General features: G+C 66.2%; 16 protein-coding genes. 5 read left to right on the forward strand and 11 right to left on the reverse strand.

Going from position 1 to position 13,519, the window contains the following annotated elements; genetic code table 11:
* Positions 1-23: 23 nt before the first annotated feature.
* Genes RCH15_RS04740 through RCH15_RS04750 form a run of 3 tightly spaced genes read right to left on the reverse strand, consistent with a single transcriptional unit; the run spans position 24 to position 1,821 of the window.
* Complete coding sequence (locus tag RCH15_RS04740; protein WP_326958585.1) at positions 24-470, reverse strand: flavodoxin family protein; 447 nt, start codon at positions 468-470, stop codon at positions 24-26.
* The gene (locus tag RCH15_RS04745; RefSeq protein WP_326958587.1) at positions 467-1,522 is read right to left on the reverse strand and encodes a zinc-dependent alcohol dehydrogenase family protein; all 1,056 of its coding nucleotides are present in this window, start codon (positions 1,520-1,522) and stop codon (positions 467-469) included. The genes RCH15_RS04740 and RCH15_RS04745 overlap by 4 nt, the downstream gene beginning before the upstream one ends.
* Complete coding sequence (locus tag RCH15_RS04750; RefSeq protein ID WP_326958589.1) at positions 1,519-1,821, reverse strand: hypothetical protein; 303 nt, start codon at positions 1,819-1,821, stop codon at positions 1,519-1,521. Before RCH15_RS04750 ends, RCH15_RS04745 begins: the two co-directional genes overlap by 4 nt.
* Positions 1,822-2,223: 402 nt before the next feature.
* On the opposite strand from RCH15_RS04750, the gene RCH15_RS04755 reads away from it, so the two are divergent.
* Complete coding sequence (locus tag RCH15_RS04755; protein WP_326958591.1) at positions 2,224-3,711, forward strand: amidohydrolase; 1,488 nt, start codon at positions 2,224-2,226, stop codon at positions 3,709-3,711.
* A gap of 9 nt (positions 3,712-3,720) precedes the next feature.
* Here the strand turns inward: RCH15_RS04755 and RCH15_RS04760 are convergent, their stop codons facing one another.
* Positions 3,721-4,230 carry a hypothetical protein gene (locus tag RCH15_RS04760; RefSeq protein WP_326958593.1) on the reverse strand — a complete coding sequence of 170 codons (510 nt, stop codon included), beginning with the start codon at positions 4,228-4,230 and terminating at the stop codon, positions 3,721-3,723.
* 319 nt (positions 4,231-4,549) lie between these two features.
* Between RCH15_RS04760 and RCH15_RS04765 the strand changes: the two genes are divergently transcribed.
* Entirely contained in the window at positions 4,550-5,167 is a 618-nt protein-coding gene (locus RCH15_RS04765; RefSeq protein WP_326958595.1) for a uracil-DNA glycosylase, read from the forward strand.
* Positions 5,168-5,195: 28 nt separating this feature from the next.
* The gene (locus tag RCH15_RS04770) at positions 5,196-6,152 is read left to right on the forward strand and encodes an L-lactate dehydrogenase (protein WP_326958597.1); all 957 of its coding nucleotides are present in this window, start codon (positions 5,196-5,198) and stop codon (positions 6,150-6,152) included.
* Here RCH15_RS04770 and RCH15_RS04775 read toward each other — a convergent pair.
* The gene (locus RCH15_RS04775; protein WP_326958598.1) at positions 6,149-7,240 is read right to left on the reverse strand and encodes a cation diffusion facilitator family transporter; all 1,092 of its coding nucleotides are present in this window, start codon (positions 7,238-7,240) and stop codon (positions 6,149-6,151) included. The two genes, RCH15_RS04770 and RCH15_RS04775, sit on opposite strands and share 4 nt — an antisense overlap.
* Complete coding sequence (locus tag RCH15_RS04780; RefSeq protein WP_326958600.1) at positions 7,237-7,572, reverse strand: ArsR/SmtB family transcription factor; 336 nt, start codon at positions 7,570-7,572, stop codon at positions 7,237-7,239. The genes RCH15_RS04775 and RCH15_RS04780 overlap by 4 nt, the downstream gene beginning before the upstream one ends.
* A 166-nt stretch (positions 7,573-7,738) precedes the next feature.
* Here RCH15_RS04780 and RCH15_RS04785 point away from each other — a divergent pair, with 166 nt between their 5' ends.
* Positions 7,739-9,055 carry an ATP-binding protein gene (locus tag RCH15_RS04785; RefSeq protein ID WP_326958602.1) on the forward strand — a complete coding sequence of 439 codons (1,317 nt, stop codon included), beginning with the start codon at positions 7,739-7,741 and terminating at the stop codon, positions 9,053-9,055.
* 73 nt (positions 9,056-9,128) lie between these two features.
* Here the strand turns inward: RCH15_RS04785 and RCH15_RS04790 are convergent, their stop codons facing one another.
* Both RCH15_RS04790 and gluQRS read right to left on the reverse strand, forming a co-directional pair.
* Positions 9,129-9,761, reverse strand: coding sequence for an HD domain-containing protein (locus tag RCH15_RS04790; protein ID WP_326958604.1), 633 nt, complete (start codon positions 9,759-9,761; stop codon positions 9,129-9,131).
* Positions 9,762-9,770: 9 nt separating this feature from the next.
* Complete coding sequence (gene gluQRS / locus RCH15_RS04795) at positions 9,771-10,667, reverse strand: tRNA glutamyl-Q(34) synthetase GluQRS (RefSeq protein WP_326958606.1); 897 nt, start codon at positions 10,665-10,667, stop codon at positions 9,771-9,773.
* Positions 10,668-10,993: 326 nt separating this feature from the next.
* On the opposite strand from gluQRS, the gene RCH15_RS04800 reads away from it, so the two are divergent.
* A complete protein-coding gene (locus RCH15_RS04800) occupies positions 10,994-11,503 on the forward strand; it encodes an Lrp/AsnC family transcriptional regulator (protein ID WP_326958608.1) in 510 nt (169 codons plus the stop codon).
* Between the two features lie 35 nt (positions 11,504-11,538).
* Here RCH15_RS04800 and RCH15_RS04805 read toward each other — a convergent pair whose 3' ends face one another.
* The 3 genes from RCH15_RS04805 to RCH15_RS04815 form a co-directional block, all read right to left on the reverse strand.
* The gene (locus RCH15_RS04805) at positions 11,539-11,895 is read right to left on the reverse strand and encodes a nuclear transport factor 2 family protein (protein WP_326958610.1); all 357 of its coding nucleotides are present in this window, start codon (positions 11,893-11,895) and stop codon (positions 11,539-11,541) included.
* Positions 11,896-11,967: 72 nt separating this feature from the next.
* The gene (locus RCH15_RS04810; protein ID WP_326958612.1) at positions 11,968-12,957 is read right to left on the reverse strand and encodes a hypothetical protein; all 990 of its coding nucleotides are present in this window, start codon (positions 12,955-12,957) and stop codon (positions 11,968-11,970) included.
* Positions 12,958-12,995: 38 nt separating this feature from the next.
* Positions 12,996-13,496, reverse strand: coding sequence for a DUF456 domain-containing protein (locus RCH15_RS04815; RefSeq protein ID WP_326958614.1), 501 nt, complete (start codon positions 13,494-13,496; stop codon positions 12,996-12,998).
* Positions 13,497-13,519 lie beyond the last annotated feature (23 nt).

Raw genomic sequence — 13,519 nt, forward strand, 5'->3', positions numbered from 1 at the left:
CCGATGACTTAGCCCAGCGTGATTCAGCTCGCGACCGAGGCGAGAAGCTTTTGTGCCCAGCTTTCGGCTTTCCCAATTTCACCGTCGCGAAGGGGCCCCTCGCTGCCCCGGACGTAGAAGGGCATGGGGGCAGCGATGAGGTCTGCCCCGCCGGCCTTCAGTGCGTGAGCTATTTTCCTGGCGGCGTCGCCGTGGACGAACATCCGGACACGAGTGTCGAACGCCGCAGCCTTCACCCCCCGGAGCGACCCGTTTCCCAAGTCAGAGAGCAACGCGGTGATCTTCAACGTCGGACGCCATCCATTGATGGGGCTGCCGACCACGAGGAGGTCCCCCGGCGCGAGCGACTCGGGCTTGAAGTCGCCGACGGGAATGGAGCTCGCCTGCAGTCCCCCCAGCGAACCGGAGATCGCCTCGGCGACAGCCTTAGTGTTGCCGTACGCGGAGTCGTAGACAACGAGGGCCTTCATGCCGTGATCACTACCTTGAGCGCCTTTGTTTCGGCCGCCCGGGAAAACGTGTCGTACGCCTCCAGGAAGTTCTCAAAGGTGAAGTGGTGGGTGGCAAATTTTTCCGCCGGCACCTTTTTCTGGGCGACGAGCTTGAGCAGCATCGGGGTGGTGTTGGCATTGACCAGGCCCATGCTGATGTTGATGTTCTGGATCCAGAGGTTTTCCACATGCAGTTCCACGGATTTGCCGTGCACGCCGACGTTGGCGACGTTGCCGCCGGGACGCACGATGTCCGTGCACATGCTGAAGGTCGCGGGGATGCCGACAGCTTCGATCGCGACATCCACCCCCTGCCCGTCTGTCAGCGCGAGCACTTGTTCCTTCCAGTCGGCATCGCCTGACAGGACGACGTCGGTGGCACCGAACTCGCGGGATTTCTCCAGCCGGTTCGGGTCAAGGTCCACAGCGATGATGGTGGCGGCTCCGTAGAGGCCAGCCGTGGCGATCGCGGCGAGACCCACCGGACCCGCCCCGACGACTGCGACCGTGTCGCCCGGCTTGACGCGGCCGTACTGCACCCCGATTTCGAATCCGGTGGGAAGGATGTCGGACAGCATGACGGCCTGTTCATCGGTGACGCCCTCCGGAAGCAGGTGAAGGGAGTTTTCGGCGTAAGGCACGCGGACGTACTCGGCCTGGGTGCCGTCAATCAGGTGGCCGAAGACCCAGCCGATGCCTGATGCTCCTTCCTCGCCCATGCAGTGCGAGTACAGCCCGGTTTTGCAGTTGGCGCAGTGGCCGCAGGACTTTATGCAGGAGATGATGACCCGGTCGCCCACCTTCAGGCTGGTGACCGAGGAGCCGATTTCGGTGATGGTCCCGACGCCCTCGTGGCCGAGGATTCGGCCTTTGGTCACGGCAGGAACGTCTCCCTTGAGGATGTGGAGGTCGGTGCCGCAGATGGTGGTGGTGTCCACCTTGACAATCACGTCGCTCGGATTCTGGATCGTGGGATCGGGAACGTCTGTCCAGGATTTCTCTCCGGGACCGCCGTAAACGAGGGCTTTCATGCGTTCTCCTTGATTCTGAGGATGTCCGGCGGATCCACGATGCGCAATTGGCACGGTGTTACCGACTCGTCGATGCCGGAAGACACGACTGACCGGCGGGCGTGCTCGTGGAGGTCGTCCATGGCCTCGGCCGTGACGCGGGCGTGAGCCAGGTCAACCACGATTTCGTAGCCGGGAAGCTTTGCTGCCACCCGGCGGCACACCACATGGAGAGCCCTGATGTTTGCGGGTGTCACCACGCCCCGAACGTTGACGCGTGCCGACTTCTCTACGGCGTCAATGCGGATGAGGACCCTCATGCGGGGATCCCCGTGTGAGGGGTGTGCGTAGTAGGAACTGGACCGGTTGCCGTGTTGTCTGTGGGTCACGGGGCATCAGAGCTCCCGCGCAAATTGCGGGCGGACTCAACGATGCAAATAACACTGAAGACTGTCATGGTGGCTGCGGTCTCCCGCCCCGTCCCGCAGGCGCGGTAAGGAGCGGAATGCCTTTTCCTTCCCCAAGGTTCGAGCGAGACCGTATATCTGTAAGCGAGCGGTCCCTTCCCCAAAGGCCGTGCAGGACCCGCCCCGAATCCAGCATGGTTGATGCACCGTCCGGGGATAAGGGGCGAAAGTCCCTTCCCCGCCTGCCCGCCCGGTTCCCGGCGCAGGGGCAGGTTCGGCTAGGTGCACCGCGCTGCGGCACCTAGCCTGTCTCATATGCCTGAGACTCCTGATGATGCAGTGAACGACCTCGTGCTTGCCTCGGTGCGGATCCCCGGCGGGACGGCGCTGTACGACATTCACGTGGCCAGGGGCGTGGTGTCACGGATCGTTCCCGCGGGGAATCCGGGCAGCTCCGGATCCAGCGTGGTCAGCCTGGACGGCCGGTACGTCATTCCGGGGCTGTGGGATGAGCATGTCCACATGACCCAGTGGGCCCTCGCCGCCAACCGGATCGACCTTTCCGGCGCCGTCTCGGCGCACGGGGCAGCCGGCGTCGTGCGGTCTTATCTCTCCGGCCGGAACGACGGTGGCCGGACGGCGGTGGGCGTCGGCTTCCGGGACGCTGTGTGGGCGGATGTCCCCAGCCTGGCACTGCTCGACGGCGTCACCGGGGGTGTGCCGACGGCGCTGCTGAGCCATGACCTGCACTGCGTCTGGCTTAACAGTGCGGCGGCGTCCCGCTACGGCGTGGCGGTGGACGCATCCGGGCTGCTGCGGGAGGAGCCAGCCTTTGCACTGACGCGTGAGCTGGGCAAGCTGCCGGAGGCCGTGGTGGACGCTTGGGTACAGGATGCCGCCAAGGTGGCGGCAGCCCGTGGCGTCGTCGGCATTGTCGACTTCGAGATGACCTGGAACCGTGACGTCTGGCTGCGCCGTGTTGCTGGCGGATTCGATTCGTTCCGGGTGGACGCCGGCGTCTATCCGCAGGACCTGGCGCGGGCCGTCGGCGACGGCATGCGCACCGGGCAGGAGTTCGACGGCGGGGCGGGGCTGCTGCGGACGGGCCCGCTCAAGGTGCTGATCGACGGCTCACTGAACACCCGCACGGCCTACTGCGTGGATCCGTATCCGCACGGCGGACGCGGACTGCTGACGGTGAGCGAAGCGGAACTGCTGGACCTGTTGGTTCGGGCCGGGGACTCCGGGTTTGTCCCGGCCGTGCATGCGATCGGCGACGGTGCCAACGAGGTGGCACTTAACGCCTTTACGGCCGCCGGGATCGCCGGGCGGATTGAGCATGCCCAGTTTGTCCGCGCTGCGGACTTCGCCCGGTTCGGCGAGCTGGGCCTGACGGCGAGCGTCCAGCCAGCCCATGCCCTGGATGACCGTGACACTGCCGATGCGAACTGGGCGGGGCGGACGGACAGGGCGTTCCCGCTGCGGTCGCTGCTCGCGGCCGGGGCGAGGCTGGCGCTCGGTTCGGATGCGCCGGTGGCGCCGCTGGAGCCGTGGACCGCCATGTCGGCGGCCACCACCCGTGCCCGGCTGGACGGGAGGGAGCCCTGGCACCCGGAACAGGCACTCTCCCGGCAGGAGGCGCTGGCCGCTTCCACGCGCGGACAGGGCAGCATCACGGTCGGGGCTGCGGCAGATCTTGCGGTCCTGGACGGCGACCCGCTGTCGGTATCCGATGCTGCCTTCGCCGCGATGCCTGTAGCCGCGACGCTGGTGGCGGGCCGGTTCACGCACGGCGGGGCATAACCGGCCGTGCTAGCTGCCCTTGACCCGCGCCCGGACCAGGTTGGCGAACGGCAGGCGGCCGTACTGATCGACGAACGCCGTGTGGCACCCTGCCTCGGCCTCGTTGAGCTGCTCTACGGGCAGCTCTTTCCATGCCAAGATCAGAGACCCTGCCGCCGCGAGCTGCCAAATCAGGCGGCCGTCCCAGTGGCCGGGCGGTTTGCCTTTTCCGAAGTCGACAAATTCCTGAATCTGCCGCCGCAGGCCGCGGTTGCCTTTGCTGCCGGGGCCGGCTTTGCCGATGTAGAGGACGTCTGCGCCGTCAACCCACTCGGCCACCAGCGCTTCGGCCGCCGCAGTGGGATCCTTCTTTTTGAAGATGCCGGCCGAACTCCGGGCAAGGAACTGCGGCCGCAGGCCTTCAGGCTGGAGCACCGCAAAGATCCCCGGCTTTTGCGGAATCCGGTTGATGTCCAGGTCCCCAAGCGGCCGGAAACCGGTAAACCCGTCCTGCTTGAGCGACTGTCTGTTGATCGGCATGGGTTCCTTGGGTCGGGGCGCTGCGGTCCTGTAAAGCTTAGGGACGAGGATGCAGGCCCCGCTTATCCGCCACCAATGACATGCAAAGGCCTGCAGGTACCTTCGCGATCTCGCTATGAGATGGCTCGGACATTTTCATGTCCTGAACGACCCGGCTACATCAGATGGCTACCTGCAGGCGATTTAAGCCTACGCCTGCCTGCGCGTCGTGACCAGAGGTCCGTGGCCTCTCCCGCGGTCCGAGAAACGCCCCAGCGCTCAAAAGCGTACAGTGGAACAGGACGCCTGATTCTGGACGCCGAGCGCTGAGGGAGAGATCGTGACGATTGACTGGGACGAAAAGAAGACCTTGCTGCAGGAACCGAACATTGCCGCTGTAACGCAGCTTTGCGACGAACTGATGGAAAAGAAGCCGGGGTCTGTCGTCCCCTACATCGATCCCGTCCACGACGAGGACGAGTGCCGGATCGTCAGCCTCCACATTGCCCCGGGCAAGGGCACGGAGTCCGGTTTCGTTTCCCATTTCAACGACGATGAGACCGCCCGCCGCGCCACGTCCATCTACGAGGCGGTCGAACTCGATCCCCGCTACGTGATGCCGTGGAACGCCTACCCCTGGGTCCGCGATCCCGAGCTTCCGTCCGCGTTGAACGTCCAGGAGAAAACGGACGGCCTGCGGCCCTTCCGCCAGTTTCTGAAGATCAATAAGCGGGTCTCCGCGGTGATCGCCCACGGCGCCGACGCCCACGCGTTCCTGACCCTCTTTGAGAAGACCTACCACTCTTCGCTCAAGAACCGCGGCGTCAAGATTTACAAGGCCACTGCCCTCGGCGGACGCGCATTCGCAGTCTCAGCAGCAAAGCAGGAAGAACTCCTCGGCAAGAACGTCGAGGTGTACAGGGACGCCATGCAGCGGGCAGGCATCCAGCACCTCTAAGCGTCCCCTGACCGAAAAGGTGACATCCGTGTCCCAGAATCCCGGGTCCAAACTTGCCATCGTCGGCGCGGGAAGCGTCGGCACCTCCCTCGCCTACGCTGCGCTGATCCGCGGCTCAGCCGGCCGCGTCGCGCTCTTTGATGTCAACGCCACCAAAGCCGAAGCCGAGGTCTTGGACCTCGCCCACGGCACCCAGTTCGCTGCCGCGGCGGCAAGCGTCACCGGCGGCGGGGACATCGCCGCGACGGAGGGGGCCGACGTCGTCGTCATCACGGCCGGGGCGAAGCAGGCGCCGGGCCAGACCCGGCTGGACCTGGCCGGCACCAACGTCCGCATCCTCGAACAGCTCATGCCCGAACTGCTCGCGCATTCACCGAACGCCGTCTACGTCCTAGTGACCAATCCCTGCGACGTGTTGACGGTCGCGGCCCAGAGGATCTCCGGCTTGCCGTCAGCGCGCATCTTCTCGTCCGGGACGGTGCTGGACACGTCCCGGCTGCGCTGGCTCCTGGCGCACAAGGCCGGCGTCTCGGTTACCAGCGTCCACGCCAGCATGGTGGGCGAGCATGGCGATACCGAGTTTCCCATCTGGTCCGGCGCCACGATCGGCCCGGTCCCGATCCGCAACTGGGAGGTCGACGGCGAACGCGTCTTCACGTCCGAATACCTGGCCGGAACCGCCCGTGAAGTGACGCAGGCTGCCTACAAGGTGATTGCCGGGAAGGGCGCCACGAACTATGCGATCGGGCTATCCGGCGCGCGCATCGTCGAGGCCGTGCTGCGCGCTGAGAACGCCGTCCTGCCCGTGTCCACCGTACTGGCCGGCCAGTACGGGATCACCGGGGTGGCGCTGTCCCTGCCCAGTGTCGTGGGGAGCGGCGGTGTCCGGTCGGTTCTGGACACCCCCATGGACGACGCCGAACTCGCCTCGCTGCACCATTCCGCCGAGACGCTGCAGCAGACCCTGGCCACACTGGGACTCTAGGGGGTCAGGACGGGTCCGGCCGGCGCGAAGTCCGGCACCACTGCCACGGAGCCGAGGTGCGGCAGGGTGTCCCGGAGAGCGCGTTCCACGGTGGACGTCACGGAGGCGAGGTCCGCCAGGTGGCCGTACCGCTCGACCGGCAGCATGACTTCGACGTGCAGCCGGTGGCCGGACCATCGCAGCCGGGCACTTCCGCCGCGGGGTGAGTGCGCTGCGATGACAGCCTCGACCCGCTCGGTCAGGTCAGGGTCGACGCCGTCCATCAGCCGCCGCCCGACGTCGCGCACGGTGCCCCACAGGAGGACCACAATGGCGGCGGAGATCAGCAGGCCCACGAGCGGATCCGCGAGCGGGAAGCCCAGCCAGACGCCAATAACGCCGGCGACAACGGCCAGCGAGGTGAAGCCGTCCGTCCGGGCGTGGACACCGTCGGCGACCAGAGCCGCGGAACCGATCCGCCGGCCGACACGGATCCGGTACATCGCGACGAGTTCGTTGCCGGCGAAGCCCACGAGTCCGGCGGCGAGAACCCAGCCCAGGTTGTGCACCGGCTGGGGTTCAAAGAAACGGCGGATGGATTCGACGGCGGCCACCACCGCAGAAAGCGCGATCATGGCGACGATGAACAGGCCGGCCAGGTCCTCTGCGCGGCCGAAGCCATAGGTGTAGGTCCGGGTGGCCTTACGGCGGCCCAGCAGAAAGGCGATCCAGAGCGGAACGGCGGTCAAAGCGTCGGAGAAGTTGTGCACGGTGTCCGCCAGCAGCGCCACCGAGCCGCTGATGAGCACGATCACGAGCTGGAAGAGGGAGGTGGTCCCCAGCCCGATCAGGGATATCTTGACTGCGCGGATTCCCTGCGAGCTGGATTCCAGCGCCTCGTCGATGGAATCCGCGGCATCGTGGGAGTGCGGGACGAAGATCGACTGAAGCCGGCCTTTAAGACCCGTGGCGTGCGTATGACCGTGCGGTCCATGGTTGTGTCCGTGACCGTGGTCAGTGCCGTTGTCGTGCGAGTGGCCGTGGCCATGGCTGTGGTGGTTGTCCTCGCTGCTGCTGTGCTTGTCCACAGCGTCCGACGGGCGGTTCATGCGCCATGCCGCGGGGCCGTGCCGAGCGCGTGCTCCGCCTGGTGGACTGCATCCATCACCAGTTGACGGGCGTGGTCATTCTGCAGCCGGTAATAGACTTTGGTGCCCTCCTGGCGGGTGGCGACCATGCCGCCCAGCCGCATTTTGGCCAGATGCTGCGAAACGGCTGGCGCCGGCTTCCCCACGCGCTCAGCGAGGGCGTTGACCGGCAGCTCGCCGTCGCCCAGGACAAGGATCAACCGGACGCGCGTGGCATCGGCGAGCATGGCAAACACCTCAACGGCCAGCTCCACATGGGGACTGTCAACCTCAACCCGCGTATCTGCATTCATATGCAGATACTGTCATACTTGTCCGGAGCGAACAACTTCCGAGAGCCGTCGCCCCAAGGGGGCGGCCGTAACGCAACGTCCCGGCAACCTCCCGTGGAGGCAGTTCGCATATGCTCAGGAGACAGACTCACACTGGCTCAGCGACGAACCACCCGGGAGAAACCTCATGACCAACTGGCGAATCAGGGACTTCCATTCCGCCGATCTGGACGGCATCCTGCACCTCTGGGAGTCACTCAAAGCCACCAACGTGGAGCCGGTTTACGCGCTCTCCGAGGTGCTGGCCTCCTGCGAGAAAGACCATGCCGTCGTGGCGGTGCAGGGCGACCAGGTGGTGGGAGCTGCCGTTGGACGGGCGGCCCACGACCAGGGCTGGATTGTCTTCCTGGCGACGCTCCCCGAATACCGCGGGCGCGGAATCGGCACCTCGTTGCTGGCCGCCGTCGAGAACCGGATGGCACCGCACGGTCTGAACAAACTCTCCGCGCTCATGCCCGAATCCGAGACCCGGGTGGAGGCGTTCCTGGGCCGCGGCTTCGTGCTTAAAAAGAACCTGCGCTACTTCGAACGGAAGATTCCGGTGCAGCGCCAGGAACTTGAGCCTCTCGGCCAGCTCGGCGGTCGCATTTTGGCCCGGGACCTCTGGGAAAACGTCGCCGGGATGCGGAATGAAAAGGAATTGCTGGAACGCCGGCTGGTCCTGCCATTGGCAGAGGCGGACCTTGCCGATGAATACGGGGTGGTGCCGCCGCGCGCCGTCGTCCTCTTCGGGCCGCCGGGTACGGGCAAGACCACCTTCGCAAAAGCGATCGCCTCCCGCCTTGAGTGGCCGTTCGTGGAGGTCTTTCCGTCGCGTCTGGCCGCCGATCCCAAGGGCCTTGCCGGTGCGCTGCGCGAGACGTTCCTGGAAATTGCGGAACTGGAACACGCCGTGGTTTTCATCGATGAGGTCGAGGAGATTGCGTCACAGCGGTCCGGGGAACCGCCGTCGCCGTTGCAAGGCGTCACCAACGAACTTCTCAAGATCATCCCTGCCTTCCGTGAACAGCCCGGCCGGCTCCTGGTCTGCGCCACCAACTTCATCCGCGCGCTGGACACCGCGTTTCTGCGTCACGGCCGCTTCGACTACGTCATTCCGATTGGCCTGCCGGACCGGCAGGCGCGGGAGGCCATGTGGCAGCGTTTCATCCCCGCCACGGTGGTGGACGATGTCGACGTGGAGCTGCTGGTGGACCGCACCGAGGGCTTCTCCCCGGCTGATATCGAATACGCGGCCCGAAGCGCGTCCCAGCGTGCGTTGGAAAAGGCTGTTTACGACGACGGTGGGCTGGCCTCCGGGGGCAACGCCTCCGTCCGCGAAGCCATCCGGAAAGGTCCCGCAACGCAGGACTACCTCGATGCGGTCGCGGACACCCGCACCACGGTCAGCGAGGAAGTCCACCAGCAGTTCCTTGAGGACATCGACGCCCTGGGCCGGGTGTAGCCCTGCAGGACGCCGGGAAGTCGGCTGCGGCCGATGCCGGGCGTCCGGATGGGACGCGGGTGACCCCGAGTTGCTAGGGGGTGGTGGTTGCGGGTTCCGCGGGGTCGTCGTAAGAGAGGTTCTCGTAGTCGGTATCGTCCGCGTCGTCGAGCATCTCGTCCAGTTCATCCAGCAGCCAGGGGTTGACCCTGGCCAGGACCATCCGGATCTCCTCCACCGGCACGGCAGCGTACAGGACCGGGCGGGCCTCGTCGTAACGGGTGACCGGGGGTTTGTCCGGCCACTTCTCCGCGAGCGCCCGGACACGCTCGGGCAGGGAATTGTGCGCATTGTCCGCGATTTTCACGAGCGCAGCATCGTGGTCCCCGGCGATGTAGCGGATGCCGGCCTGGTAGTCGTCCGGGTTTTCGTGCAGTCGCTTTGTGACCCGCTCAATGATGTCTACCGCCCGCTCGGAGACACCCATGTCCAGCAGTGCCTGCCGGGTCATGGGGGTGTCCTCGGCGATGTCGTGCAGGTACCCGGCGATCCGAATGTCGTCGTCAAAATCGGCCAGGGCATCACCGACGGCGATCACGTGCTCGCGGTACGGGCGCTTGAGCTTATCCTTCTGCCGGTTGTGGGCCACCTCGGCGAGCACCTTCGCTGTCTCGACGGTGAACGCCCGCTGCGGGCTCTGCGGTTCCATCAACTCTTGGTCTGCCATGCATCCAGCCTACGCGCCGCTCCCGGCCATCCCGCGCCAGATCCACGGCTCCCGCGGCAGCCTGGCGGGATCAAAAACGGCCAGCGAGCGCCCCGGCGGTCCGGCCGGAAGCCCGAGGGATGCCAGCAGCGCGTCCCGCACGTCCGGCACGGGTACCCCAGCCGCGGCAAGGTCAGCGAGCGTCACCGCGCCATCGCGCTTGGCCAGCCGGGCGCCGTCGGTATTCACTACGAGCGGGACATGCGCATATTCCGGGACAGGCATGTTCAGGAGGGATGCGAGGTAGGCCTGCCGGGGCGTGGACGGCAGCAGGTCATCACCGCGGACCACCTGATCGATGCCCTGGGCGGCATCGTCCACGACGACTGCCAGGTTGTACGCCGCTACTCCGTCGTTGCGGCAGAGCACAAAGTCGTCAACCACCCCGGTGTAGCCGCCGCGCAGTACGTCCTGGACAGTCGCCCGCGGGACGGCGGACCGGAGCCGGATCGCCGCAGGCCGGCGGGCGCGCTTCTCTTCACGCTCGGCTGAGGTGAGGTTCCGGCACGTGCCGGGATACGCGCCCTGGGGGGCATGCGGCGCGGACGGGGCCTCTTGAATTTCCCGGCGGGTACAAAAGCACTCATACGTGAGGCCTGCGGCGCTCAGTCCGGCGACGGCCTCCTGATAGAGCGGTTCGCGGTCGGTCTGGCGGACGACGCCACCATCCCACGTGATGCCGATCGCGGTCAGGTCCCGTAGCTGCCCAGCCTCGGCACCGGACCGTGCCCTGTCGAGATCCTCGACGCGCAAGAGGAAACGGCGCCCGGTGGAGCGGGCAAAGAGCCAGGCGAGAAGGGCCGTACGGAGGTTCCCGACATGCAGTTCGCCGGACGGGCTGGGGGCGAAACGGCCGGCAGATGTCATGCCACCAGCCTATGCGCCACCAACACAAGAGCCCCTCAGCTACCGATGACTTCGCCAGAATCCGACGTCGGTGGCTCAGGGGCTCTTGCCGTGCCGGGCCCGGGCGTTGCTCCGGGTCGTGGCACTGCGTTGCGGAGATTTGTGCAGAGTGACGATGGTGTGAACAAGAGTCAATCGGCCGGCGGGATCCTTGCGGGAAGCCTTGTCCAGGGTAACGGGTGGTGTGCCGGTGCCTTGTAGCCTTCAGGATCCGGCGGTGGCCTCGTCCCTTTGTTGTCACTATTTCAACAGAAGTCCTACAGTTGGTGCAATGACCTTCCAACGACATGGTCAGATTGATCAATCATCCGGTCGTCCACGAACAGGAAGTGGTCATTTTGCAGAACTTGGACGCCACGGACCGTCGGATCCTCCTCGCCCTCGACGAGGATCCCCGGCTGCCGATCATGGTGCTGGCGCAAAAGCTGGGCCTGGCCCGCGGCACCGTGCAGTCACGCCTTGAGCGGATGACGGCGTCGGGCGCTCTCCGACCCAACAGCAGCCGTGTGCTGCCTTCGGCGCTGGGCCGGGGCGTGGCGGCCTCGGTCAGTGCCGAACTCGACCAGAGCCACCTCAACGAGGCGATCGCAGCACTCCGGAACATCCCTGAAGTCCTTGAATGCCATGCGCCGGCCGGGGAGACCGACCTCCTGATCCGGGTGGTGGCGATGAGCCCGGACGATCTGTACCGCGTCTCCGAAGAGATCCGGCTCTGCCCGGGAATCGTGCGGACCTCCACCAGCATGTTCCTGCGTGAGGTCATCCCGTACCGGACCACGGGGCTGCTGGGCTCCTGAACCCGCCGCGTCTTGCCGGCGAGCCTCTTATCCCGTCATGTGCGCGGCATATACCACTCGGTGAACGCTGTGGCACGGCCGTCGACCGTGAGCTGGATAACCCAGAGATTGTCATAACTGCGGCTGTCCTCGCGGTAGTCCGTCCGGCCTTGCACAAAAGCCCTGCCGCCGTCGACGCCGAGGAGCCTCCACTCGAAAGCCCAGTCCCCCGCCTCGTCCTGTGCGGCAATCCAGCGCTTTACGATCTGCTCGCGTCCGTCCCATGGCTCGGGATCATCCGGGCGGGTCGCGTAAACGGCGTCCTCCGTGAAAAGCGCCCGGATATCCTCCGGATCGTTGGACGTCCAGGCTGCGATGTAGTGCTGCACCCAGCGCGTCGCCGCATCTGTCATTCCTCGGTTCTACCCCTGCTTCGGCGCGCCCGCAAGAGCAACCATTCCGGACCGGACACAGGGCAATGCGGTTCAGTCGTCGTCGGAAAGACCGTATTCGCGGTCCCACAGTTCGTGCAGCTCGGCATCCTTGCGGAGCGTGCGGACCGTCTCCAGTTCGGTGGGCTGCCGGTGCTGCCATTCAAGCCCGATCAGCACCTTCCGGCCGTTGTCCAGCAGGAGGAGCGCCCGGTCCGTCAGGGCATCACTGCGGAGCGTGAAGTCGGTCCCGCGCCGGCGCAGGACTTCCTGCAGGGCCGCCCTGGCTTCCCGGTTGGCGCCAAGCTTTCGCAATGAACGCGCACGCACCAGCAGCAGCGCTGCCGAGAGGTCATCCCCGTTGAGGAGTCCTTCCGTGTCCGCCACCACGTCCATGTCCTGTCGCAGGGACGCGGACAGCGAGCAGCGGGCCAGAGCCATGGGCAGCGACGGCGGCAACCCGGCCAGCGCCGCGAGGGCAGCCCTGCTCTGTCCGGTTTCACGAAGGGAGTGTGACAAAGCCAGAAATACTGCTTCTTCGCTGAACAGGACCGGAACCTCCACCCGTTCGCCCACGGCAACCCGGGTAAGGACACGGGCCAGGTAGGTGGAGGCGTAACGGTTCGCGTCGTCGTCGTTCCTGATGAGCAGGCCGCGCTGAAGGAGTTCAGCGGCCCGCAGGTGGCCGCCCTGGCCGTAGCTCTGTAACCCGGCCATGAGATAGCACAGCCCGGCCCATCCGGGGTAGGCGTGTGCCAGCGCGATCAGCCGGTCGGGATCGGAGCTGCCGAAGATGGCGGGGTGGACATTCTTCGCTGCTTTGCCGGGTGTTCTGCCGCCGACTTTGCCGAGGCGGGGAGCGCCGCCCTCCACGGGCAGGGAGCTGCGGATCCGCCCCGCGAGGACCCCGGCCACTTTTCCGCTCACGCCATCGGCGATTCCGCGGACGGGTGTCCAAATCACCGCTGACCGGAACGGCGTGAGGTCGCGGTGGTCGCGGTACACGGCTGGTCGGGGTGCGGATTCCCCTGCTCCGGCGCTCATGGTTCCATGCTAGTCGGCGCGGGGTGGGCGCGGGGAGACTAGGCCGCTGCCGAGATCCACACGCCGATCACCCAGGTGCTGCCCGCGAGGCACGCGAGCCCGAATTCCACGATCATTCCCAGTCCCGTGGCTTTCAGGGCTTCCCAGCTGGATGCAACGGCGGTGCCAAGCGTGCGCGTGCGGTGCAGCTCGCTCAGCAGCAGGCCGGCAGCGAAGCCGACGAACAGTCCCACAACAGGGATGATGAACATCCCCACCACCCCGAGGACCAGCCCGGTCACAACGGAGCGGCCGGGAATGCTGTGCTGTTTGAGCTTGCGGCCGGTCAGGACCGCGCTGGCGGCCATGCCGGCCAGAACGAAGATCATTCCGACGCCGAACACCACCCAGCCCGTGGTTCCGGCACCGCCCCAGATGGCCCAGGCAAGCAGGCTCAGCCCAATCAGGAAGCTGCCGGGAAGCACGGGGATGATCGTGCCGGCCACGCCCACCAGGATGGCCAGGCCGCACAGGATCGTCACAACAGTCTCAGGGTTCATCCCAACAGTCTAGGGTTCCGGCC

The organism is Arthrobacter sp. MP_M4, from assembly GCF_035984855.1.
Taxonomy (GTDB): Bacteria; Actinomycetota; Actinomycetes; order Actinomycetales; family Micrococcaceae; genus Arthrobacter.

What these genes read in the sequence shown, in the direction of transcription:
- RCH15_RS04760 (WP_326958593.1), bottom strand. Translation starts at nt 4,230, where the DNA reads ATGCCGATCAACAGACAGTCGCTCAAGCAGGACGGGTTTACCGGTTTC.
- RCH15_RS04745 (WP_326958587.1), bottom strand. Translation starts at nt 1,522, where the DNA reads ATGAAAGCCCTCGTTTACGGCGGTCCCGGAGAGAAATCCTGGACAGAC.
- RCH15_RS04800 (WP_326958608.1), top strand. Translation starts at nt 10,994, where the DNA reads ATGGTCAGATTGATCAATCATCCGGTCGTCCACGAACAGGAAGTGGTC.
- RCH15_RS04780 (WP_326958600.1), bottom strand. Translation starts at nt 7,572, where the DNA reads ATGAATGCAGATACGCGGGTTGAGGTTGACAGTCCCCATGTGGAGCTG.
- RCH15_RS04750 (WP_326958589.1), bottom strand. Translation starts at nt 1,821, where the DNA reads ATGAGGGTCCTCATCCGCATTGACGCCGTAGAGAAGTCGGCACGCGTC.
- RCH15_RS04755 (WP_326958591.1), top strand. Translation starts at nt 2,224, where the DNA reads ATGCCTGAGACTCCTGATGATGCAGTGAACGACCTCGTGCTTGCCTCG.
- gluQRS (WP_326958606.1), bottom strand. Translation starts at nt 10,667, where the DNA reads ATGACATCTGCCGGCCGTTTCGCCCCCAGCCCGTCCGGCGAACTGCAT.
- RCH15_RS04740 (WP_326958585.1), bottom strand. Translation starts at nt 470, where the DNA reads ATGAAGGCCCTCGTTGTCTACGACTCCGCGTACGGCAACACTAAGGCT.
- RCH15_RS04775 (WP_326958598.1), bottom strand. Translation starts at nt 7,240, where the DNA reads ATGAACCGCCCGTCGGACGCTGTGGACAAGCACAGCAGCAGCGAGGAC.
- RCH15_RS04790 (WP_326958604.1), bottom strand. Translation starts at nt 9,761, where the DNA reads ATGGCAGACCAAGAGTTGATGGAACCGCAGAGCCCGCAGCGGGCGTTC.
- RCH15_RS04805 (WP_326958610.1), bottom strand. Translation starts at nt 11,895, where the DNA reads ATGACAGATGCGGCGACGCGCTGGGTGCAGCACTACATCGCAGCCTGG.
- RCH15_RS04785 (WP_326958602.1), top strand. Translation starts at nt 7,739, where the DNA reads ATGACCAACTGGCGAATCAGGGACTTCCATTCCGCCGATCTGGACGGC.
- RCH15_RS04810 (WP_326958612.1), bottom strand. Translation starts at nt 12,957, where the DNA reads ATGAGCGCCGGAGCAGGGGAATCCGCACCCCGACCAGCCGTGTACCGC.
- RCH15_RS04815 (WP_326958614.1), bottom strand. Translation starts at nt 13,496, where the DNA reads ATGAACCCTGAGACTGTTGTGACGATCCTGTGCGGCCTGGCCATCCTG.